Here is a 22,711-nt window from a genome sequence, read left to right on the forward strand (position 1 = left end):
GGGCGGTGTTCCTGACCAACTCGGTGCCCCAGATGCCACCGCTGCTGAGGTGCTTGCGCTGCTCGGGGGTGAGCCGGTTGCCATACTCGTTGAGGATGTGCTCCGCGGCGGCGAGCAGGAAGCCGCCGGTTCCGCTGGCAGGGTCGGTGATCGTGTCGTCCGGGGTAGGGCGGACGCAGTCGATGATGGCCTGGATCAGCGGGCGCGGCGTGAAGTACTGCCCCGCGCCCGACTTGACGTCCTCCGCGCCACGGGAGAGCAGTTCCTCGTAGGCGTCGCCCTTGATGTCGGTCTTCTGGCCGGACCAGTTCTCCTTGTCGATCAGGTCCTTGACCAGACGCTTGAGTTTGGCGGGGTCGTGGATGCGGTTGCGGGCCCCGTTGAAGATCAGGTGGAAGGTGGTGCCCTTGCGCTGGGCTCCCAGGTCTTCGAGCAGCTGTGTGTAGGCGGCTTCGAGTTCGGCACCGTCGTTGTTCAGCAGCTCAGGCCATCCGCGCCCTTCCCAGACCGACCCCTCGGGCATGATCTGCTCGCGGAACATCGGGGGCCGGGACTGCGCCTCGTGCGCCATTTTGAGGAAGACGAGAAGCGTCAACTGCTCGACATAGTCGATGGTGGACACACCGTCGTCCCGCAGGACGTGGCAGTAACTCCAGAGCTTGTCAACGAGCCGACGGGCCTCGGTCGTGGTCACGAGGGGATCTCCAGGTCAAGGGTGGGCTGAGTGGCAGTGGCGAGGGCGGGGACGTCAGCCCTGAGTTGCGGAGGTGCATCCGATACAGGTGAGGCGTCTGGTTCGCGCTTCCGTTGAGCCGGTGCCCGGCGAGCGCTCCGGCGCCGAGGTTTAGTGGATCCGGCCGATTCCCGCTCCGCGCGGATGCGGGCGAGCAGCGCGTCGGCATGCTCGTCCGCGGAGTGTTGGGGGACCAGACGGCCGGCGAAAGCCTCGGCCAAGAGTGAACGACGGAGACCTGCGGCGCGAACAAAAGCGGCCTGTTGTGCAGCCTCTGCGACAAGCTGCTTCGTCCGCCATTGCTGTACTGCATCAAGCAGCGCATCCTGTTCCTCAATCGAGGGTACAGGAATCTCCACCGACTTGACCTTAGCAGTGCTCAACGTGTGCAGACCGCTGGTGGAGCTTGCGACCTTCTTTAGCTGCTGCGCGACCTTGGGGGAGTTCCAAGCAAGTTCGAGAAACTCAGGCCGCAGTCTCATTCCTGGCCGAACTCGGATCAGGTGATTTTGATGCACACAGTTTTCGATTTCGCCCCGCCATGATGCAGCGCGCCCGATCTGGTCAGGGCTGCCATTACCTTCAACGACGAGCAAGTCACCGGATTCGAGCCGATAACGTTCGAGTTCACCCTCAAATAGTTCAATCTCATGAACCTCCTCAAGCGTCAACCTCCCGCGCGGCACGTTAGCCACTCTCAGGAAAGAAAACTTGTTCTCCACTGGCCGACGCCGAGCCTGCTTTTGAATTCCTCCCTGAACTGCGGCCACTTCACCGGTACGCTCCCAGGTTACCGGACGTCGCACATTTCGCGACAGGGCGCCTTCCGTCATCTGATGAAGAATGGAAGACCACAGTTGCCTCGACCGCGCGCGACTCTGCTCCACTGCCTCAACTGCCGCGTCGAGTCGTGACAACTGCTCGTCGAGCGCGATGACGATGCGGCGCTGCTCTTCGACTGGTGGCACAGGAAGCTCGACCTTCGCCAGATTTCTTCGAGAGATTCTCTTGCGGGTCGATCCACTCTCGTAAGGGCGCATTCGCTCACGGAACTGCGGCGAGTTCACGAAATGCATCAACCATCGAGGGTCGACTTCTCCGCTCGGCCTTACAATGCAAACGTCCACCACGGTAACCGCAGGCCGATTTCCGCCCGGATACAGACATGCCCTACCAAGAGGGTCTGGCATGCGAGCGATCAGGACATCCCCGGGAGCCAGCGAAGTGCAATTGAGCTCCCTAGATTTATCAAGCGTTAGAGACCTGTTGCTCCGGTTGCGGAACCATCCATCGCCCACGTCGGCTAGCTGGACCAGGCGGACATCCCCAGTGGGATCTTGGTCTTTGCTCTCCACCCAGTCGCCGTCCGTGAAAACGCCTGACGACTCGATCAGGTCACCGATGGTGGCCAAAGCCCACCCCTTCGGAAGCTCCGAAGGACTACCACCCTCACTCACGCGCCCAACTCCCGTCCCAGCTCATCCAAAATCTCAGCCCCTCGATCCGCCCCGAATTCCCTCAGGAAACCGTCCACACCCCCACGCTCGATGAAGGGTACGTCCTTCAAATGCTCGGGTTCGATCGCCGCATCCGTCGCTATCACGTCGACCATGCGGTCCAGCCACCACACCTGGTCCTCCGTGAAGGACGCCCCCGCCTGCTCCTGCCGGGCCCGCCAAGCCGCGTACCGTTCCTCCACCAGCGCCCGGTACGGCCGTACCTCCTCCTCCAGGCCCAGCTCGAACCGCAGCAGCCCGATCAGGTCCACCACACCCGCAGCCCCTCGCGGATGCCGAGCCGCCTTACCCAGCTGCACGTACGCGTCGTACAGCCGCCCCGGCGTCCACTGAAACGGGGGACGCTCGATCTTGCGGGCGAGGTCCCGCAGCCGCCGGTAGACCTCCTTCGGGTCGCGCCGCTCGCTGAAGGCGATGTTGAACGCGGCGATCTCGTCCTGGTGCTCCTTGATGTACTGCTGCCAGGACGTGACCCGCCGCATCGCCAGCTCGTCCGCCGTGATGCCGCGCGCCTCCTTCACCTCGTCCACGCTCACCTCGTCTATGACGATGTCGTGCGCGCGGCGCATGGACATGATCCGGTCCCGCAGCTCGCGATTCGACGCGATCGGCTTCAGCGCGTCCAGCATGTCCTGCCGTACCTGCGCCTGCCCGCCGATCCGCCGCGCTCGCTCCTGCTGGTCGGGGTCGACGGACCGGACCAGCCCGCCCACGATCTCCCGCAGCGGCTGGCCGGCCAGTTCCTCGACCTCCTCGCGCTCCTCAGGCGTGAGCTGCCGGTCAAGGCGTGCCAGGCGGCCTGCCAACGTGGCGACCTCGTCCTCGGTCATCGCCAGGCCCGCCGTCTTGGCCATCAGCCGCTCCAGCGGGATCTTGCGTTCGGAGACCCGGACGAGCGGGCGCGCGTCCACACGCGGGGAGTCCGTCACGCCCACAGCGTCGACGATCACGAACCGCTCCTTGACCTCCGCGTCCGGCGTGACGGCCTGGAACTCCGCCGGGTCAATCGTCCGCGAGCCACGCCCCTTCATCTGCTCGAAGTACGCCCAGCTCTTGACGTCCCGAAGGAAGAACACACACTCCAGTGGCGGAATGTCGGTCCCCGTGGCGATCATGTCGACGGTCACCGCGATACGCAGCTCCGGGCTGTTGCGGAACGCCTTGATCAGCTCGGCTGGCCGCTTCGCGGCGTGCGTGATCTTCCGGCAGAAGTCGTCGCTCTCTCCGAAGACCTGCCGCACCATCTGGACGATCTCGTCGGCGTGGTTGTCGTCCACGGCGAAGATCAGGGTCTTGGGCACGTGCGTGCGTGCCCGCTGGACCTCCCCCTCCCCCACGGGCGGGAAGATCTCCGTGAACAGGTGCTTGCGGAACGTCTCGACGACGAGCTTCAACTGCCCCTTGCTGATGACCTGGCGCCCCAGCTGGGAGGCCTTCCACTCCAGGTCCTCCTCCAGCTCCTGGTACCGCTCGCGGCGCGTCTTGCGCTCCCGCATCGGCACGACCGTCTCCGCCGGGATCGTTCCGCCGTTCTCCCCCAGCTCCGTACGGATACGGAAGACGTCGAAGTCGACGTTGACTCCGTCCGCGACGGCCTGCTCGTACGGGTACTCGCTGACCAGGTTCTGGAAGAAGAAGCCGAAGGTCTGCTTGACCGGGGTGGCGGTCAGGCCGACTAGGTGGGCGTCGAAGTACTCCAGGACCGCACGCCACTTGCCGTAGATGGAGCGGTGGCACTCGTCGACGACGATCAGGTCGAAGGACTCCGGCGGCAGCTTCGGGTTGTAGCCGACCTCAACGGGCTCGTCGACCAGGTCATAGCGGTCCAGCGCCGCGTCCTCGGTGTCGGCGCTCGGCACGTCACGGCCGGTCAGCGCCAGCCACAGCCGCTGCACCGTGGACACCACCACGTGCGCGGAGCCCAACACGGTGTCCCCGGCGAGACGCTGCACGACGTACAACTCGGTGAACTTGCGGCCGTCGTCCGGGGTATCGAAGTTCTCGAACTCGGTCGCGGCCTGGCTGCCGAGGTTGTTGCGGTCGACCAGGAACAGGATGCGCTTGGCGCCCGCGTGCTTGAGCAGCCGGTAGCTCTCACTCACCACCGTGTACGTCTTGCCGGCTCCGGTCGCCATCTGGATCAGTGCACGCGGGTCATCCTTGGCCAGGGAGCGCTCCAGGCCGTTGATGGCCGTCACCTGGGCCGGACGCAGGTCCTCCGGGTCGAGGAAGGTCTCCGGCAGGCGACGCATCCGGGCCCGCAGGGTCGGCGCGCTGTGGTCGGCCTCGGCCTCCTCGACCCAGCGGGCGATCGTGTCCGGCCGGTGCACGGCGAAGACCTCCCGCGTGCGCGGGGACGGGTCGAGGGCGTTGTGGAAGCGAACGGTGTTGCCGTCGGCGACATACCGGAAGGGCAGGCTGGCCCGCCATGCGCTGAGCTGCTGGCTGCGGGTGAGGCCGGTGGCGTAACGGGAGGCCTGCTCCATGGCGGCCTCCAGATCCGCGCCCTCCCGCTTGGCCTCTATGACACCGACCAGACGCTGGTCGACGTACAGGAGGTAGTCGGCGCGACCGACTGCCGTGGAGACCTCCCGGACGGCGACGCCCTTGCCCGCGAAGAGGTTCTTGGTGGCGTCGTCCTGGACGACCCAGCCCGCCTTCTCCAGGACGCGGTCCAGCTCGGCGCGGACCTGCGCCTCGCTCATCGGCGGGCGGGCGGCCTTCTGCGCCTGCGCGATGAACTCGTCGCGCCGCGAGGCCCCGTCCAGCGGGCGAGCGGCGGAACGGGACTCCATCGCCGGAGCCGTCAACTCGGTGATCTTGTCGCTCAGCTCGGCGATCAGGTCGTGCAGCGCGGCCCGCTCGGCCTCTGCGCGGGCCAGTTCCGCCTCAGCCTGCTCACGGGCGGCCTGCTCACGCTCCAGACGACTCTGCTTACCGTCGTAGCTGAGCCGGGCCTCCTCCAACTTGCGGCGGTAGGCATCGAGTTCGGTGCGCAGCTGCTCCAGCTCGCGCTGGTCGGCGACGGTCGTGGGCTCGGGAGCGGCGGACGGCGGCGCAGGCGCCAGGAACACACGGTGCGTGGTGTCGTTCTGGTTGAGGGACCGGTGCAGCCAGTCACCCAGGCGGAAGCACAGCTCCACGGACTGGAGCGCCTCGCGGACGTTGGCGTAGTACTCGTGAACGGCCCTGTTGCCCGTCGTGCGGACTGCCTCGAACCAGGCCCTCACCTGGGGGACGAGCACACCGGACCTGGTGAGCGCGTTGATCCGGTCCACCTGCCGGGACCCCGGCACGGTGAGACCGAGAAGCGTGACCAGGTGCCGGGTCATCACCTCGCCGAAGAGGCGTGCCTTCACCATGGCCGCGTGCGGATCGGTGTGGACGTACGACTCCGCGGAGCAGCCCAGAGTCACCAGTAAAGGCTCGTGCCCTATCAGGTGACCGAAGTTGGACGAACTCGCAGCCAGCCGCCTGACCTGCTCGTCGTCCCCACCCGACGGGCTGCCGACCGCTGCCGTCACCATGCGCATCTCCCTGATCTCAAGCCGTCACGACGTGTGCAAAGCCTTGCAGGATGTCATGAACGCTTGGGGACGGCAAGGCGTTTGGGAAGATGCCGTGTTCAACAGTCACGCTTGACGCCTCGACCGAACGGGGCGGACTCGCTGATCACGGTCCACCCCGCTCGTCGTTTCACGTCGTCGAACGCCTCCGCCGCGCCCCCGGCCGCCGCTCGCTCGGCCGGGTCACCGGATCGCCGGCCTCCACCGCCGCCACCCGGCGCTTCGCGCCGAAGTCGGCCAGGGCTTCGGCCAGCTTGTGGACGGACGGCTCCGGAGCCATGACGTCCACCCGGAGCCCGTGCTCCTCGGCGGTCTTCGCCGTGGCCGGGCCGATGCAGGCGATCACCGTGACGTTGTGCGGCTTGCCGGCGATGCCGACCAGGTTCCGCACGGTGGAGGACGAGGTGAAGAGAACGGCGTCGAAGCCACCGCCCTTGATCGCCTCACGGGTCTCCGCCGGCGGCGGCGAGGCCCGCACGGTCCGGTAGGCCGTGACGTCGTCGACCTCCCAGCCGAGCTCGATCAGCCCGGCGACCAGCGTCTCCGTGGCGATGTCGGCACGCGGCAGGAACACTCTGTCGATCGGGTCGAAGACCGGGTCGTAGGGCGGCCAGTCCTCCAGCAGACCGGCGGCCGACTGCTCCCCGCTGGGCACCAGGTCCGGCTTCACGCCGAACGCGATCAGCGCCTTGGCCGTCTGCTCGCCGACGGCCGCGACCTTGATCCCGGCGAAGGCCCGGGCGTCGAGCCCGTACTCCTCGAACTTCTCCCGTACGGCCTTGACCGCGTTCACCGAGGTGAAGGCGATCCACTCGTAGCGGCCCGTGACGAGACCCTTGACCGCGCGCTCCATCTGCTGGGGCGTGCGCGGCGGCTCGACGGCGATCGTCGGCACCTCGTGCGGCACGGCCCCGTACGACCGCAGCTGGTCGGAGAGCGACGCCGCCTGCTCCTTCGTCCGCGGCACGAGCACCTTCCAGCCGAACAGCGGCTTGGACTCGAACCACGCGAGCTGGTCGCGCTGGGCGGCGGCGGAACGCTCACCGACCACGGCTATCACCGGCCGGCCGCCGTCGGGCGAGGGCAGCACCTTGGCCTGCTTCAGCGTCTGCGCGATCGTGCCGAGCGTGGCGGACCAGGTGCGCTGCCGGGTGGTCGTACCGGCGACCGTGACCGTCATCGGGGTGTCCGGCTTGCGTCCGGCGGAGACGAGCTCGCCGGCCGCCGCGGCGACGGAGTCCAGCGTCGTGGACACGACGACCGTGCCGTCCGACGCCCCGACCTCCGTCCAGCACCGGTCCGACGCCGTCCGCGCGTCCACGAACCGCACGTCCGCGCCCTGCGCGTCCCGCAGCGGCACACCGGCGTAGGCGGGCACGCCGACGGCGCTCGCGATGCCGGGGACGACCTCGAAGGGCACCCCGGCGGCGGCGCACGCCAGCATCTCCTCGGCGGCGTACGTGTCGAGGCCCGGGTCCCCGGACACCGCACGCACGACCCGCCTGCCGCCCCGCGCGGCCTCCATGACAAGATGTGCGGCATCCCGCACCACGGGGACGGCCGCGGTGGTTGACGTGCCGTCAACTACCGTCAGCTGGGGCGTTCCTGCGCCCGGAGCAGGGTCCTGGGAAGGATCCGGATCCGTGTGCACTTCGGACACGCCCTGCCTGGCGTGCTGACGTACGACGTCGAGCACCTCGTGCTCGGCGACGAGGACGTCCGCGTTCGCCAGCGCCTCCACGGCGCGCAGAGTCAGTAGTCCCGGATCTCCGGGTCCGGCACCCAGGAAGGTGACGTGCCCGTGTTCAGGACCGGCGGAAAGGGTGGTGGGGCTCACTGTGCTCGCTCCCCCATCAGACCGGCCGCGCCCTGGGCGAGCATCTCGGCCGCGAGTTCGCGACCGAGCGCCATTGCCCCGTCGTGCGTCTCGGGCACGGGACCGGTGGTGGACAGCTGCACCATGCGCGTGCCGTCGGTGGTCCCGACGACGCCGCGCAGGCGCATTTCCTTGACAATCTGCCCGTCGGCCTGGGGGTTCCCCCGCTCGAGCGGATCCGAGGGTGGGGGCAAGTCGGCCAGCGCGCCCACAGGGGCACTGCAACCGGCTTCCAGGGCGGCGAGCAGTGATCGCTCGGCCGTCACGGCGATCCGCGTGAACGGGTCGTCGAGTTCGGCGAGCGCGGCGATGAGGTCCGCGTTGCCCGCGGTGCACTCGATCGCCAGGGCCCCCTGGCCGGGGGCGGGCAAAACCGTGTCGACCGACAGGAAGTCGGTCACTTCGTCACCGCGGCCGATCCGGTTCAGTCCGGCGGCGGCCAGCACGACGGCGTCGAGCTCCCCGCTGCGCACGAACCCGATGCGGGTGTCGACGTTGCCGCGGATCGGGACCGTCGCTATGTCCAGGCCGTGGCTGCGGGCGTACGCGTTGAGCTGCGCCATGCGGCGCGGCGAACCCGTACCGATGCGCGCCCCGGAGGGCAGGTCGGTGAACTTCAGGTCGTCCCGGGCGACGATCACGTCCCGCGGGTCCTCGCGCACCGGCACGGCGGCCACGACCAGCTCGTCGGGCTGCGTGGTCGGCAGGTCCTTCAGCGAGTGCACCGCGAAGTCGACCTCGCCCTTGAGGAGCGCGTCGCGCAGGGCGGTCACGAACACGCCGGTGCCGCCGATCTGGGCCAGCGCCTCGCGCGAGACATCACCGTACGTGGTGATCTCGACGAGCTCGACGGGCCGCCCGGTCACCCGGCTCACGGCTTCCGCCACCTGCCCGGACTGGGCCATGGCGAGCCTGCTGCGCCTGGTGCCGAGCCGTAGCGCCTTGTCGTTCATGCCGGCCCTCGGTCTTTCTCGGTGGTGCTGTCCTCGGCCCGGGAGACGGCGGCCACCGTCTCGGGGTCGAGGTCGAACAGGGTCCGCAGCGCGTCCGCGTATCCGGCGCCTCCGGGTTCGGCCGCGAGTTGCTTGACCCGCACGGTCGGCGCGTGGAGCAGCTTGTCGACCACGCGCCGCACGGTCTGGGTGATCTCCGCTCGGTGCTTGTCGTCGAGTCCGGGCAGCCGCCCGTCCAGCCGGGCGATCTCGCCGGCCACGACATCGGCGGCCATGGTGCGCAGGGCGACCACGGTCGGCGTGATGTGCGCGGCCCGCAGTGCTGCCCCGAAGGCCGCGACCTCGTCGGAGACGATACGCCGGACCTGGTCCACATCGGCAGCCATCGGAGCTCCCGCGGAGGCCTCCGCCAGCGACTCGATGTCCACCAGCCGCACCCCGGCCAGCCGGTGCACGGCCGCGTCGATGTCGCGCGGCATCGCGAGGTCCAGCAGGAAGAGCACGGGCTCGGGCCGCTGCGGCTCCTCGACCGGCTCGGGCCTGCGGCGCTCGGGGATCCGCCCGACGGTGGCGACGGTCGCGGCGAGCGCCGCGATGGCGTCGGTGTCGGCGGCCGGGTCGAGCGTGCCGGTCTGTCCCGGCCGGGCCGTACCCCCCGCGACACGCCGGTCGCCGCCCGCGGTGCCGTTGTCCACCCATGCCGCGTGCTGTTCGAGGTCGGCGGCGGCCATCCCGGCCACGGCGGCCTCGCCCAGCACGGAGAATCCGGCGGTGCCCTGCACCGCGGACAGGTCGAGCGGACAGCCGTCCTCGCTGCCGAGGCTGGTGCCCGACGCTCCGCCGCGCTGCGCGGCCTCTCCGGCCGCGGGGCCGGACTCGCCGCCCGGCGCGCCCGGACCGTCCTCGCCGGGCACGGCCGGCGGTGCGGGCCTGCGGTCCTCGATCGCCCCGGCGACCGACTCGGCCGTCAGGACCAGGCCCGTCGCACCGGTGCAGGAGACGGTGACGTCGGCACGTGTCAGCTCGGCCGGCACCGACTCCATCGGTACCGCGCGGGCCGCCACGTCCGTGTCGTCGCCCTCCATGAGGATCTGGGCGAGGCGCTCGGCCCGGTCGAAGGTGCGGTTGGCGACGACGATCTCGGCGACCCCGGCCCGCGCGAGCGTGGCCGCGGCCAGGGAGGACATCGAACCGGCCCCGATGACCAGGGCCTTCTTGCCGCGGGCCCACTGCTGTACGTCGCCGCCCCGGGCGAGCTGCTCCAGGCCGAAGGTGACCAGGGACTGCCCGGCGCGGTCGATGCCGGTCTCGGAGTGGGCGCGCTTGCCGACCCTGAGGGCCTGCTGGAACAGGTCGTTCAGGAGGCGTCCGGCGGAGTGCAGGTCCTGGGCCCGGGCCAGGGAGTCCTTGATCTGGCCGAGGATCTGCCCCTCGCCGACGACCATGGAGTCCAGTCCGCAGGCCACCGAGAACAGGTGGTGGACGGCCCGGTCCTCGTAGTGCACGTAGAGATAAGGGGTGAGCTCCTCCAGGCCGACGCCGCTGTGCTGGGCGAGCAGCGTGGACAGCTCGGCGACACCGGCGTGGAACTTGTCCACGTCGGCGTAGAGCTCGATGCGGTTGCAGGTGGCGAGCACCGCGGCCTCGGAGGCCGGCTCGGCGGCGACCGTGTCCTGGAGCAGCTTGACCTGCGCGTCCGCGTTCAGCGCGGCCCGCTCCAGCACGCTGACCGGGGCGCTGCGGTGGCTGAGTCCGACGACGAGGAGGCTCATGCCGGCATCACGGCGGGCATGTCCCCGTCGGGTCCCTGGTCGGCGGAGTCGCTGCGGGCGGCGACGGTGGGGGCGCCCCCGTCGGAGGCGGCGGCCTCCTCCCCGGCCTTGCGCTGCTCGTGGAAGGCGAGGATCTGAAGCTCGATGGAGAGGTCGACCTTGCGCACGTCGACGCCCTCCGGGACGGACAGCACGGTCGGCGCGAAGTTCAGGATGGAGGTGACACCGGCGGCCACGAGCCGGTCGCAGACCGCCTGGGCGGCACCGGCGGGGGTGGCGATGACACCGATCGACACGCCGTTGTCCTGGATGATCTTCTCCAGGTCGTCGGAGTGCTGCACCGGGATCCCGGCGACGGGCTTGCCGGCCATCGCGGGGTCGGCGTCGATCAGCGCGGCGACCCGGAATCCACGGGAGGCGAACCCGCCGTAGTTGGCGAGGGCGGCGCCGAGGTTGCCGATACCGACGATCACGACCGGCCAGTCCTGGGTGAGCCCCAGTTCGCGGGAGATCTGGTACACGAGATACTCGACGTCGTAGCCGACACCCCTGGTCCCGTAGGAGCCGAGGTAGGAGAAGTCCTTGCGCAGCTTCGCGGAGTTGACCCCCGCCGCGGCCGCGAGCTCCTCGGAGGAGACCGTGGGAACCGAGCGCTCCGACAACGCGGTCAGAGCGCGGAGGTACAGCGGAAGCCGGGCGACGGTGGCCTCGGGAATCCCTCGGCTGCGGGTCGCCGGTCGGTGAGTTCGGCCAGTTGCCACGGTGCTCCTGCGGGTAGAGCGGGGCTGTAGGCGGTCATACGTCCCTACATGACCGCCCCGTCGAAAGCAGGCTATGTCTTTGTGAACGCGTGCACAAAGATGGTGTCCGATTTGCCCGGCCAACGTGACCGGGGTCACGCGCCCCCGGCGCACGCGCAGGGAACCGGCGCATACGCACCACCGTTCCTTGTCTTTCGGGGGCAAAACCGCACACTCTCCTCAGCGAATCCCGCCCCCGAGACCAAGTCACCATCGATCCTAAGCGACGCGGCGGCGCCTTTGGACTGATCGGTCAGTCGCTCACCGGGCGGGATCAGTCGGTCAGCGCCTTGCGCAGGCGACCCTCGTTCACGCGCCAGAACGTGTGCTGCCTGCCGTCCACCAGCACGACGGGGATCTGCTCCCAGTACTGGTCGTGCAGTTCCCGATCCTCGGTGATGTCCTTCTGTTCCCAGGGGACTCCGAGATCACCGCACACCTTCTCCACAACGACCTGTGCGTCATCACACAGATGACAGCCGGGCTTGCGGATCAGGGTGACGAGCCGGTCCCGAGGGGGCGTGCGACGGAAGAGGGGACTCATGTCGGCCATTGTCGCGCGCCCGGGGACAAGCGGAACCCTCGCGAAAGCGCCGGACGACGCGCCGGCCGCGTCCACCCCGTGCGGCATCTTTAACGACACGCTTGCCGAGAGTTCACAGGCTTCGAACCTTCTGACTCCGGAACCCCCGAACAAACTGGCTATGCTCACGCCATGGCCGCTCTCGGATGGCTCACTCCCCGTAGGCGCTCCGCCACGGCGCGGAGCGTTTTGGCAGGCGAGGCCTCGGCGGAGGCAGCCCGCAAGTCCACACAGGACGCCGTCGGCACGACCGAGGAACCGCAGTTCCCGGTGCACGGCGACGACCAGGCCGCCGCCTTCTTCGACCTGGACAACACCGTCATGCAGGGTGCCGCGCTCTTCCACTTCGGGCGGGGCCTGTACAAGCGGAAGTTCTTCGAGACGCGCGAGCTCGCCAAGTTCGCCTGGCAGCAGGCGTGGTTCCGACTCGCCGGGGTCGAGGACCCCGAGCACATGCAGGAGGCCCGCGACTCGGCCCTGTCGATCGTCCAGGGCCACCGCGTCGCCGAACTCCAGTCGATCGGCGAGGAGATCTACGACGAGTACATGGCCGAGCGCATCTGGCCCGGTACGCGCGCCCTCGCCCAGGCCCATCTGGACGCGGGCCAGAAGGTCTGGCTGGTGACGGCCGCCCCCGTCGAGATCGCCACGGTCATCGCCCGCCGCCTGGGCCTGACCGGCGCCCTCGGCACGGTCGCCGAGTCCGTCGACGGCGTCTACACCGGCAAGCTCGTCGGCGAACCGCTGCACGGCCCGGCGAAGGCCGAGGCGGTCCGCGCCCTGGCCGCCGCCGAGGGCCTGGACCTCGGCCGCTGCGCCGCCTACAGCGACTCGCACAACGACATCCCGATGCTCTCGCTGGTCGGCCACCCCTACGCCATCAACCCGGACAGCAAGCTGCGCAAGCACGCCCGCGAGCTGGACTGGCGCCTGCGCGACTACCGCACCGGCCGCAAGGCGGCCAAGGTCGGCATCCCCGCCGCGGCGGGCGTCGGCGCGGTGGCCGGCGGCACGGCGGCCGCCATCGCCCTGCACCGCCGCCGTCGCTGACCTGATCAAACCGGGACACGGATGTTTACGGCCTGACAATCGCCGTAAATCCAACTGGCGTACCCCCACAACCTCGTGTCCAGTCCTCTTGGCTGCACACGGCCACAACACGCCCTGGACTCAGCCGGTATCCGAACCATTCCGATCAACAATCGTTCACGGTCCGGCACTTGATCGGGCGTCAATCGGTTACGGAAGCGACGTAATCGATGATTTGAGCAACTCGGTGTAGCAGTGCCTGCACGAAGCGTTATTCTCCTCAGACGCAAACCGGTACCCCTCCGTCGCTACGACGGGTGAAAGGTCCCGCACTGCACGTGATGGAAGCTCTGCCTCTGGGAGTCCCGTGTACCCACACGTCGGGGTTGACGCCTCGGGCCTGGCTACGCTGCGCGCAACGGTCCAAGACCTGTTGCGCGGCTTCGTCCCCACCGCGTACGCCGTCCCCGCATTCGCCACCGCCGCGCCCGTCGGCCCGTGCTACGCACTGGCCGACGGCAGCGCCGCGGTCGGCAGACGAGGCCGCCCGTCCGGGGCGGCCACCGCCCGCCGCCCGGCGGCGGACAGCGACAGCGCCCGGATGATGGACCTCGTGGAGCGCGCCCAGGCCGGCGAGTCCGACGCCTTCGGCCGCCTCTACGACCAGTACAGCGACACCGTCTACCGGTACATCTACTACCGGGTCGGAGGGAAGGCGACCGCCGAGGACCTCACCAGCGAGACCTTTCTGCGTGCCCTGCGCCGCATCGGCACCTTCACCTGGCAGGGCCGCGACTTCGGCGCCTGGCTCGTGACCATCGCCCGCAACCTCGTCGCGGACCACTTCAAGTCCAGCCGCTTCCGGCTGGAGGTCACCACCGGCGAGATGCTCGACGCCAACGAGGTCGAGCGCTCCCCCGAGGACTCCGTCCTGGAGTCCCTCTCCAACGCCGCCCTGCTCGACGCCGTGCGGCGGCTCAACCCCCAGCAGCAGGAGTGCGTGACGCTCCGCTTCCTCCAGGGCCTCTCCGTCGCCGAGACCGCCCGGGTGATGGGCAAGAACGAGGGCGCCATCAAGACCCTCCAGTACCGGGCCGTCCGCACCCTCGCCCGGCTCCTCCCGGAAGACGCCCGCTGACCGCCCCGCACACAGGGCGACATTCAACTCACGGTCCGTGAAAGTCTGTTGACTTCGGCATCCGATCATCCGGCGTCCGTAACCCAAGTGCCGCGCCACTCGTTGTGCGGGATGCAGGCTCCCTGTGGTCACCCCCTGGCCGACTCCGATCACTCGATCGTGTGGTCCTGGTCAGGGTGTGCAACCCTCAGGACCCCCTGGGGAGTCGACCGTCATGACGAGAGGAGGTGCCGCCAGTGATCGCGAACGTATCGGCGCACCGGCGGGCGAACGCCTTCGCCCAGGCCCTGGAGGAGCAGTCCGAGCAGGGCACGGCGGCCGAGCAGCCCGAAGGATCGGCACCGGCCCCGGCAGTCGCGGAACCGAGTGAGCAGGCCCGCCATCTGGCGCTCGCCTCGGGCCTCGGCGCGTTGCCCAAGCCGGAGCTCGACCCGGAGGTCAAGGTCGTTCAGCGGGCCCAGCTGGTGGCCGCCTTCGAGGCCATGCTCCAGGAGGGCACCGCGGGCGGCGGGGCGACGGACAGCGCGGTCCCCGAACAGCGGTCCCGGGCCCGCGGCGCGCACCGCGCGGGTTCACTGAAGAAGTTCCGGCCGCGTTCCCGGCTCGCCAAGGGCCTCACCGCGGGCGGACTCAGTGTCGGGGTGGCCGCGAGTGCCTTCGGCGGAGTCTCCGCCGCCAGCTCGGACGCCCTGCCCGGCGACTCGCTCTACGGCCTCAAACGCGGCATCGAGGACGTCAAGCTCGGCCTCGCCGACGGGGCGGACGAACGCGGCCGGGTCTACCTCGACCACGCCTCGACCCGGCTCAGCGAAGCCCGCCGCCTGATGGAGCGCGGCCGCAGCGGCCCGTTGGACCACGAGTCCCTCGGTGAGATCCGCCGCGCCCTGTCCGGCATGCGGCACGACGCCTCCGAGGGCCACCGACTGCTGAGCGAGGCGTACGAGCGCGACCCGGACTCCCTGGGCCCCATGCAGGCCCTGTCCGCGTTCTCCCGCTCCCACCGCGAGGCCTGGGGCGAACTGCGCGAGCGACTGCCCGTCCAGCTCGGGGACGTCAGCGAGCAGGTGTCGTCCGTGTTCGACGCCATAGACGAGGACGTCGCCCCGCTGCGCTCCCTGCTGCCCGAGCCCCCGGCCACCGGCGGCGGCGACGGCAAGCGGCAGGGCGCCACCCAGTCGGCTCCCAGCGGCTCCTCCGGGACCGACCGCCCGGCCCGGCCCAGCGACAGCGGCAGCGGCAGCCGGCACAGCGACGAGGGCAGCACCGGCAGCGGCAGCGGCCCCAGCCGCTCGGCCGGCTCCGGCGGCGACAGCGACGGCCTGCTCGGCGGCAACACCGGCGGCCTGCTCGACCCGCCGAAGGACAGCGAGGCGAGCACCTCCCCCTCGGCGGAGGGCAACACACCCGTCCCCGAGCCGGACGTGACGCTCCCGCCGCTCCTTCCCGGCCTGCTGCCCGGCCTGGGCATCGACAGCGAGGACGCGGACTAGACGGCGAGGGTGGGGGCGCCCATCGGCAAGGGGCGCCCCCACCCTCGTACGTCGGCAGGGTCAGGCGAACACCGCCGCTGCACCGGCAACTCGAACGCCGGCGTCAGAAGAACACCGACCGCCGCTGCACCAGCAACTTGGCCCCTCCTGTCTGCTGCCCTCGCACTGCTCCGCAGGCTTCGGACAGCTGCGCCGGACTCCGTCCAGCGGCTCCGAGCGACCGGCGGGCTGTCGCGAACGCCGGCGTCAGAAGAACACCGACCGCCGCTGCACCAGCAACTTGTACAGCGTGTGCTGGATCTGCTCCCTGACCTGGTCCGTCAGGTTGAACATCAGCATCGGGTCCTCGGCCGCCTCCGGCGGATAGCCGTCCGTCGGAATCGGCTCGCCGAACTGGATCGTCCACTTGGTCGGCAGCGGAATCGCCCCGAGCGGCCCGAGCCACGGGAACGTCGGCGTGATCGGGAAGTACGGGAAACCGAGCAGCCGGGCGACCGTCTTGGCGTTGCCGATCATCGGGTAGATCTCCTCGGCCCCGACGATCGAGCAGGGGATGATCGGCGTCCCCGCGCGCAGAGCCGTCGAGACGAAACCGCCGCGGCCGAAGCGCTGGAGCTTGTAGCGGTCCGCGAAGGGCTTGCCGAGGCCCTTGAAGCCCTCCGGCATCACCCCGACCAGTTCGCCCTGCTCCAGCAGCCGGGAGGCGTCCTCGGCGCACGCCAGGGTGTGACCGAGCTTGCGGGCCAGCTCGTTGACCACCGGCAGCATGAACACCAGGTCAGCGGCGAGCAGACGCAGATGCCGGCCGGCCGGATGGTTGTCGTGCACCGCGACCTGCATCATCAGGCCGTCCATCGGCAGCGTGCCGGAATGGTTGGCGACGATCAGGGCCCCGCCCTCGGACGGGATGTTCTCGACGCCCTTCACCTCGACCCGGAAGTACGTCTCGTACAGCGGGCGCAGCAGGGACATCAGGACCTGGTCGGTGAGTTCCTCGTCGTAGCCGAAGTCGTCGACCTCGTAGTCCCCGGTGAGGCGGCGGCGCAGGAAGGCCAGACCGCCCGCGATCCGCCGTTCAAGACCGCCCTCGCCGTCCCGGGAAGGCTCCGGCGGCTGTTCCTCAGAAGTCACAGGAACATCATCCTGCGGAACAGCCCTGGTGGGCAGGGGCTGCACCTCACGTACCGGCACGGACTCCGCGCCCGGGCGACGGTTCCCGGCGCTCCGGCGCCGCTGGGGACGCTGCGCGGCGCTCCCCCGGGACCGGTCGTCGTCGAACGGAATGACCTTGGCGTCCGCCATCGTTGATGCGCTCCTCAGTTGGCGCTCTGCGTCGGGAGGTGTCCGCCGCCCGCGAGGGGCAGGTCGGCGATCCGGTCGACGGCCCCCGCAAGGGCCTCCGGCGGCAGGAGTCCGGGCCCCTGGCTGCGGGCGAAGTCCGCGAACGTCTCCGCGGTCGTGTACTTGGGCTGGAATCCCAGCGTCTCGCGCATCTGGCCCGTGGCCACCACCCGGCCGTGCGTGAGCAGCCGGATCTGCTCGGGCGAGAAGTCCGTCATCCCCAGGGTACGCACCAGCGAGCCCGCCCAGGTGACCGCCGGGAGCAGCAGGGGCACGGTGGGACGCCCGAGGCGCCGGGAGCACTGGGAGAGCAGCAGCACGCCGTCGCCGGCGATGTTGAAGGTGCCGCTGTTGAGCGTGCCGCGCCGGGGCTCGTGCGAGCCGATCCGCAGCACCTCGATCACATCGTCCTCGTGCACGAACTGAAGCCGCGGGTCGTAGCCGAACACGGTCGGCAGGACCGGCAGCGCGAAGTACGAGGCGAGCGGGGTGTCCGCGGTCGGGCCCAGGATGTTGGCGAACCGCAGCACGCACACGGCCACGTCGGGCCGGCGGCGCGCGAAGCCGCGGACGTAGCCCTCGACCTCGACGGTGTCCTTGGCGAAGCCGCCGCTGGGCAGGGACTTGGGCGGGGTCGTCTCGGTGAACACGGCCGGATCGCGGGGCGCGGAGCCATAGACGTTCGTACTGGACTTCACGACCAGCCGCTGCACGGACGGGGACTTCTGGCAGGCACCGAGCAGCTGCATGGTGCCGATGACGTTGGTCTCCTTCAGGGAGGCCCGGTTGCCGCTGCCCAGCGGCGTGCCCGTCACGTCCAGGTGGACGATCGTGTCGGCGCCCGTCTCGGCGAGCACCCGCGCGATCCCGGGCTGCCGGATGTCGGCCTGGATGAAGTCGGCACCGCCCAGATGGTGCTCGGGGGGCACCGCGTCCACGGCGACGACCCGCTCCACCTCGGGGTCCCGCTGGATCCGCCGGACGAACCGGCCCCCCAGCTGGCGGGCCACTCCGGTCACGAGCACGACCTTGCCCAAGATCAGCGCCTTCCTTCCAGAACCTCTCGCCCCCGCCGCGTTCCCCCGTGAGGCCAACTTAGCGGGTTGTTGTTGCGCTGTGATGACCGCCCGATGCGCGAAGTGACCGGAACCGCCGGACACCGCAACGGATATGCGTGTGGCCCCCCACCGGTGGTGGGGGGCCACAGCAACGCTCTCGCGGCGTCCGCGTCGCGAACTTACTTCTTGTTGCGACGCTGAACGCGCGTGCGCTTGAGCAGCTTGCGGTGCTTCTTCTTCGCCATCCGCTTGCGCCGCTTCTTGATAACAGAGCCCACGACTACCCTCGCTCACTTCTCATCACTCGGTGTTTGGGCGCCATGGGCCCATACGACCTACGAGGGGCCAGCCTACCCGTCCGAGCGCTGAGGTCGTAATCGAGGAGGCCGGGGAGATCCCGAAGTGCCCTGTGGAGATCGCCCCGGCCCTGCCGTCAGGCGGTTTCCACCCCCACATAACTCTCGCGGAGGTACTCGTGAACCGCTTGCTCCGGGACGCGGAAGGACCGCCCCACACGGATCGCGGGCAGATGACCGCTGTGCACCAGCCGGTACACGGTCATCTTCGACACTCGCATGACCGAGGCGACTTCCGCCACGGTAAGGAACTGAACCTCGTTCAGAGGCCTCTCGCCAGCTGCAGCCATGACACACCTGAACCTTCCGCACTCGACGGCCACCGGCTTCCCCTTCCGGTGACTCTTCGTCGCTGCGTGCTCACTCCCCAATGTAGGGGCCAGTGATGCGAGTGGGGAAGAGGTGCACCCATCGGCGGCCTACTGTGACAGACACGCCCGATTGAGTACGTAGCGGGTAAGCGGCAGGTAGTAATCGGACCGCACGCCGTCATCAAGTGGAACGACGACGGACACGGACCCCTCGGCCTCCCCCACGAACAGCGCCGGGTCGTCCGTATCGGCCGGCCCGATGGCCTCGAACCCCAGCTGACCTGCCCCGCAGACCCACCCGTGGTCTCCGATCACCAGCTCGGGAAGGGGCCCGCCGGCCTCCGCGCAAGCGGCCAGTACGGTACGAACCGGGAGAGGTGAGTGCGTATGTGCGCCGGGCTCACAACCGGGGCGTTCCACGCCGGGGGCCCGCACCAGCGCGACTCCTCGTACGTAGTGGAGGTTGTACGTACGTAGGCCGAACCGGGTCGTTATGTCGACACGGCGACCCTGCGCCGGGGTGAGAACGGCACATCCTGCCGCCGACAGCGCGTCTGCCAGAGCGCCGTAGAAACCGAGCAGCCGGTGCGGGTGCCCGGTGCCGAGGAGCACGGGGGCCTTCCGCCGGGCGGCCTCGGCGAGGCGTTCCGCGAAGGCGTCCAGAGCGGCCAGGGTCCGATCCGGATCGATCACGTCCTGGCCGGAAACGTGCCGGGAATCGGCCGAAACACCACACCGGTCCGCCATCAGCTCGATCAACTCCCGCTGCCCCCAGGCGCCTTCGGGATCGATGCCGAGCAGCACCCGGGGGTCCCGGGCGGCGAAGAGCCGGTAACGGCGCAGGCTGTCCTCCCGCGAGGTCGCCACGGTCCCGGCGAGCCGTGCGCCCACCAGGTGCGCACGCAGGGCTTCGGTGGTCAGCACACGGAGATCGTGCGTGACAGGAGCTCCGCCTGTCCCGAGAACCCGCGAACACCGCACGGTCGGCCTACGCCCGGCGTCACTCCATCACGCCAGCAGTCCCCGCAGCGGGAACACCGCCCGCCGGGCCGCCAGCACCGCCTGGTCCAGCCGGTCCGCCGGGTCGTACCCCGCCTCCCAGCCGGACCAGTCCGCCGGCCAGCGCCCGTCCGTCATCCGCGCCGGGGCCAACTGCCGTGTCCTCGCGAACACTTCCTGCCGCCAGCCCTCGGGGATCATCGCCTCGGGCTCCACGGCCCGCCCGGCCGCGATGGCGACCAGATGCGTCCACGAGCGCGGCACGACATCGACCACCGCGTAACCGCCCCCGCCCAGGGCCACCCACCGCCCGTCGGCGAACTCGTGCGCCAGGTCGTGACAGGCCACCTGCACCGCCCGCTGCGCGTCCAGCGACACCGCCAGGTGCGCCAGCGGATCCTCGAAGTGCGTGTCGGCCCCGTGCTGCGTCACCAGCACCTGCGGCCGGAAGTCCGCGATCAGCTCCGGCACGACCGCGTGGAACGCCCGCAGCCACCCGGCGTCCCCCGTCCCGGCCGGCAGCGCCACGTTCACCGCCGAGCCCTCCGCGGAGTCCGCCCCGGTCTCCTCCGGCCACCCGGTCTGCGGGAACAGCGTCCGGGGATGCTCGTGCAGCGAGATCGTCAGCACCCGCGGGTCCTCCCAGAACGCCGCCTGCACTCCGTCCCCGTGATGCACGTCGACGTCGACGTACGCGACCCGCTCCGCCCCGAGCTCCAGCAGCCGCGCGATCGCCAGCGAGGCGTCGTTGTAGATGCAGAACCCGGACGCACCGCCCGGCATCGCGTGGTGCAGCCCGCCCGCGAAGTTCACCGCGTGCAGCGCCTCACCCCGCCAGACCGCCTCCGCCGCCCCGACCGACTGCCCGGCGATCAGCGACGACACCTCGTGCATCCCCGCGAACGCCGGATCGTCCATCGTCCCCAGCCCGTACGACTGGTCCGCCGCAGCGGGATCCGCCGACGCGGCCTTCACCGCCCGGATGTAGTCCTCCCGGTGGACCAGCCGCAGCGTCGACTCCCCGGCCGCCTTCGCGGCGACGACGTCCACCTCGCGGTCCAGCCCGAAGGCGTCGACCAGTTTCCGGGTCAGGGCGAGCCGGACGGGGTCCATCGGATGCCCCGGACCGAAGTCATAGCCCGTTACTGCCTCGTCCCACATCAGCTGTGCGCGGCCGCTCATGCCCGCCACCGTATCGGTCCGGTTGAGGCGCGAACGACTTGGCGTACACCAGCGTCACCAGCACCAACACCATCGGCACCAGCATGGCCCCGCGGTAGCTCCACAGATCCCCGAGCGCCCCGACCAACGGCGAACCGATCAAGAACCCCACATAGTTGAAGACATTCAGCCGCGCGACGGCCGCGTCCGAGGCCCCGGGGAACAGTCGTCCGGCTGCCGCGAACGTCTGCGGCACGAGCACGCACAGTCCCAGCCCCAGCAGCGTGAACCCGAGCATCCCGACCCACGCCCCCGGAGCGGCCGCCACCACGGCGAACCCGCCCGCCGCCACCAGCGCCCCGCCCCGCACCACCGCGACCGCCCCGAACCGCCGCACCCCGAGGTCCCCGATCGCCCGCCCCAACAGCGTGGTGATCATGTACACGTTGTACGGCACCGTCGCCATCTGCTCCGAGCTGCCGAGCACGTCCTGGAGGTACTTCGCACTCCAATTGGAGACGGTCGAGTCCCCGATGTACGCGACGGTCATCACCAGACACAGCGGCAACAGCCACTTGAAGACGACCGCCTGGCCCTCCGCGCCCTTCTCCTCCGCCACGGGTCCCGCATCCCGGTCGTCGACGTACCACCGGCTCCCCACCAGCACAGCCGGCAACAGCGCCAGCACGACCGGCAGATACGACACCCACAACGCCAGATGCCAGTGCGCACCCACCCACGCCAACGAGGCCCCGACGATCCCGCCCAGACTGTAGGCCGCGTGGAAGCTGAGCATGATGCTGCGCCCGTACGACCGCTGGAGGCTCACCCCGAGCATGTTCATCGACGCGTCCAGCACCCCGACGGCGAGCCCGAACGCCGCCAGCGCGACCCCGAGCTCCACCATCCGCTCCCCGGCCCCGACCCCGAGCAGCGACAGCAGCACCACGGGCTGGGACCACCGCAGCAGCCGGCTCGGCCGCACCCGCTTCACCAGCCGCTCGGTGGTCACGCTCCCGACCCCGGCGAGGATCGGCACGGCGGCCAGGAACGCCGGCAGCAGCGCGTCGGAGACCCCGTAACGGTCCTGGATCGCCGGGATCCTCGTCACGAGCAGAGCGAAGGCGACACCCTGCACCAGGAAGCTGAACGCCAACGAGCCCCTGCCGCGCCGCAGCACATGAGTCATGGCGGCGAGCGTAGGGCCCCGGCTTACCCGTGGGTAGATCCAGCCAAAGATGAGTTTGCCTCAGCTTCGGCGGGCCCGCGGGCATCGCTCACACGAGCAGGTCGGCCAGTTCCCCCATGTCTGAGAAGAGCCCGGTAGCCCCGGCCAGCTTGTCCGCCGGTGTCATGGCGGTGAACCCGTACACGTCCATGCCGGCTGCGACAGCCGCCTGTACCCCCAGCGGACTGTCCTCGACGACGACACACCGCTCCGGCGCGACCTCCATTCGCTCGGCCGCGTACAGGAAGAGATCAGGGGCCGGCTTGCCCCGCCCGACGTCCTGCGAACTGAAGATCCGCTTCTCGTCGAACCACCGGTCGAGCCCGGTCGTCCGGTGCCCCACCCGGATCCGCTCATGGCTCCCGGAGGAGGCCACGCAGTACGGCACCCCGTCCGCGGCCAGCTTCTCCAGGACTCCGGATGCCCCGGCCACGGCCACCAGTTCCAGCTCGAACGCCGCGAACACCCGCGCGTGGAAGACGTCGTCGAAGCTCTCCGGCAACCGCTGCCCCGTCCGCTGGAGCACGAGCTCGTGAATCCGGTGCATCGCCGATCCCATGTAGTCCCGAATGGACTCCTCGTACGAGGTGGGGTGCCCCAGTTCAGTGAGGTACGCCGCGAGCAATCGGTTGGAGATGGGCTCACTGTCGACGAGTACACCGTCATTGTCGAAGATCACGAGGTCGTAGCGCATGCCTTGAGCCTAAACGCAGAAAGCCCCCGCATCCGAAGATGCGGGGGCTTTCCCAATGATTGTTCGGCGGCGTCCTACTCTCCCACAGGGTCCCCCCTGCAGTACC

General features: G+C 69.8%; 19 protein-coding genes. 3 read left to right on the forward strand and 16 right to left on the reverse strand.

Features of this window, described 5'->3' with window-relative positions:
- From AB0E85_RS37110 to AB0E85_RS37145, 8 genes are all read right to left on the reverse strand, one after another.
- The coding region (locus AB0E85_RS37110) for an N-6 DNA methylase (protein ID WP_361936934.1) at positions 1 to 694 on the reverse strand (694 nt) is incomplete at its 3' end.
- The gene (locus AB0E85_RS37115) at positions 691 to 2,190 is read right to left on the reverse strand and encodes a restriction endonuclease subunit S (protein WP_361936936.1); all 1,500 of its coding nucleotides are present in this window, start codon (positions 2,188 to 2,190) and stop codon (positions 691 to 693) included. The genes AB0E85_RS37115 and AB0E85_RS37110, both read right to left, overlap by 4 nt.
- Positions 2,187 to 5,777 (reverse strand): DEAD/DEAH box helicase family protein, encoded by a 3,591-nt coding sequence (locus AB0E85_RS37120; RefSeq protein ID WP_361936938.1) that lies wholly within the window; start codon positions 5,775 to 5,777, stop codon positions 2,187 to 2,189. Before AB0E85_RS37120 ends, AB0E85_RS37115 begins: the two co-directional genes overlap by 4 nt.
- Before the next feature lie 169 nt (positions 5,778 to 5,946).
- Positions 5,947 to 7,653 carry a bifunctional uroporphyrinogen-III C-methyltransferase/uroporphyrinogen-III synthase gene (locus AB0E85_RS37125; RefSeq protein WP_361936940.1) on the reverse strand — a complete coding sequence of 569 codons (1,707 nt, stop codon included), beginning with the start codon at positions 7,651 to 7,653 and terminating at the stop codon, positions 5,947 to 5,949.
- The gene (hemC, locus tag AB0E85_RS37130; RefSeq protein WP_361936942.1) at positions 7,650 to 8,645 is read right to left on the reverse strand and encodes a hydroxymethylbilane synthase; all 996 of its coding nucleotides are present in this window, start codon (positions 8,643 to 8,645) and stop codon (positions 7,650 to 7,652) included. The genes AB0E85_RS37125 and hemC overlap by 4 nt, the downstream gene beginning before the upstream one ends.
- Positions 8,642 to 10,417 (reverse strand): glutamyl-tRNA reductase, encoded by a 1,776-nt coding sequence (locus AB0E85_RS37135; protein WP_361936944.1) that lies wholly within the window; start codon positions 10,415 to 10,417, stop codon positions 8,642 to 8,644. Before AB0E85_RS37135 ends, hemC begins: the two co-directional genes overlap by 4 nt.
- Positions 10,414 to 11,178, reverse strand: coding sequence for a redox-sensing transcriptional repressor Rex (locus AB0E85_RS37140; protein WP_361936946.1), 765 nt, complete (start codon positions 11,176 to 11,178; stop codon positions 10,414 to 10,416). Before AB0E85_RS37140 ends, AB0E85_RS37135 begins: the two co-directional genes overlap by 4 nt.
- 313 nt (positions 11,179 to 11,491) lie before the next feature.
- Complete coding sequence (locus AB0E85_RS37145) at positions 11,492 to 11,770, reverse strand: glutaredoxin family protein (protein ID WP_184558945.1); 279 nt, start codon at positions 11,768 to 11,770, stop codon at positions 11,492 to 11,494.
- A 162-nt stretch (positions 11,771 to 11,932) separates the two neighbouring features.
- Here AB0E85_RS37145 and AB0E85_RS37150 point away from each other — a divergent pair, with 162 nt between their 5' ends.
- The 3 genes from AB0E85_RS37150 (at position 11,933) to AB0E85_RS37160 (ending at position 15,457) form a co-directional block, all read left to right on the forward strand.
- The gene (locus tag AB0E85_RS37150) at positions 11,933 to 12,850 is read left to right on the forward strand and encodes an HAD-IB family hydrolase (protein WP_361936948.1); all 918 of its coding nucleotides are present in this window, start codon (positions 11,933 to 11,935) and stop codon (positions 12,848 to 12,850) included.
- A 346-nt stretch (positions 12,851 to 13,196) separates the two neighbouring features.
- On the forward strand, positions 13,197 to 13,967 hold the full coding sequence (locus AB0E85_RS37155) for an ECF subfamily RNA polymerase sigma factor, BldN family (RefSeq protein WP_030840376.1): 771 nt from the start codon (positions 13,197 to 13,199) through the stop codon (positions 13,965 to 13,967).
- 236 nt (positions 13,968 to 14,203) lie between these two features.
- Positions 14,204 to 15,457, forward strand: a complete 1,254-nt coding sequence (locus AB0E85_RS37160) for a DUF5667 domain-containing protein (protein WP_361936950.1) — start codon at positions 14,204 to 14,206, stop codon at positions 15,455 to 15,457.
- 246 nt (positions 15,458 to 15,703) lie between these two features.
- Here AB0E85_RS37160 and AB0E85_RS37165 read toward each other — a convergent pair whose 3' ends face one another.
- The 8 genes from AB0E85_RS37165 to AB0E85_RS37200 form a co-directional block, all read right to left on the reverse strand.
- Positions 15,704 to 16,759, reverse strand: a complete 1,056-nt coding sequence (locus AB0E85_RS37165; protein WP_361936952.1) for a 1-acyl-sn-glycerol-3-phosphate acyltransferase — start codon at positions 16,757 to 16,759, stop codon at positions 15,704 to 15,706.
- Positions 16,760 to 16,773: 14 nt separating this feature from the next.
- Positions 16,774 to 17,835 (reverse strand): NAD-dependent epimerase/dehydratase family protein, encoded by a 1,062-nt coding sequence (locus AB0E85_RS37170; protein ID WP_184558935.1) that lies wholly within the window; start codon positions 17,833 to 17,835, stop codon positions 16,774 to 16,776.
- Positions 17,836 to 18,035: 200 nt separating this feature from the next.
- On the reverse strand, positions 18,036 to 18,134 hold the full coding sequence (locus AB0E85_RS37175) for an AURKAIP1/COX24 domain-containing protein (protein ID WP_003948845.1): 99 nt from the start codon (positions 18,132 to 18,134) through the stop codon (positions 18,036 to 18,038).
- 155 nt (positions 18,135 to 18,289) lie between these two features.
- Positions 18,290 to 18,502 carry a helix-turn-helix domain-containing protein gene (locus AB0E85_RS37180; protein ID WP_004984898.1) on the reverse strand — a complete coding sequence of 71 codons (213 nt, stop codon included), beginning with the start codon at positions 18,500 to 18,502 and terminating at the stop codon, positions 18,290 to 18,292.
- Between the two features lie 129 nt (positions 18,503 to 18,631).
- Complete coding sequence (locus tag AB0E85_RS37185; protein ID WP_361936955.1) at positions 18,632 to 19,447, reverse strand: phosphatase; 816 nt, start codon at positions 19,445 to 19,447, stop codon at positions 18,632 to 18,634.
- Between the two features lie 84 nt (positions 19,448 to 19,531).
- Positions 19,532 to 20,704 carry an acetoin utilization protein AcuC gene (locus AB0E85_RS37190; RefSeq protein WP_361936957.1) on the reverse strand — a complete coding sequence of 391 codons (1,173 nt, stop codon included), beginning with the start codon at positions 20,702 to 20,704 and terminating at the stop codon, positions 19,532 to 19,534.
- Positions 20,655 to 21,872, reverse strand: coding sequence for an MFS transporter (locus AB0E85_RS37195; RefSeq protein ID WP_361936959.1), 1,218 nt, complete (start codon positions 21,870 to 21,872; stop codon positions 20,655 to 20,657). The genes AB0E85_RS37190 and AB0E85_RS37195 overlap by 50 nt, the downstream gene beginning before the upstream one ends.
- Positions 21,873 to 21,960: 88 nt before the next feature.
- The gene (locus AB0E85_RS37200) at positions 21,961 to 22,605 is read right to left on the reverse strand and encodes an HAD family hydrolase (RefSeq protein ID WP_361936961.1); all 645 of its coding nucleotides are present in this window, start codon (positions 22,603 to 22,605) and stop codon (positions 21,961 to 21,963) included.
- Positions 22,606 to 22,711 lie beyond the last annotated feature (106 nt).

Origin of the sequence: Streptomyces sp. NPDC029044 (assembly GCF_040637495.1) — a bacterium.
Classification (GTDB): domain Bacteria; phylum Actinomycetota; class Actinomycetes; order Streptomycetales; family Streptomycetaceae; genus Streptomyces.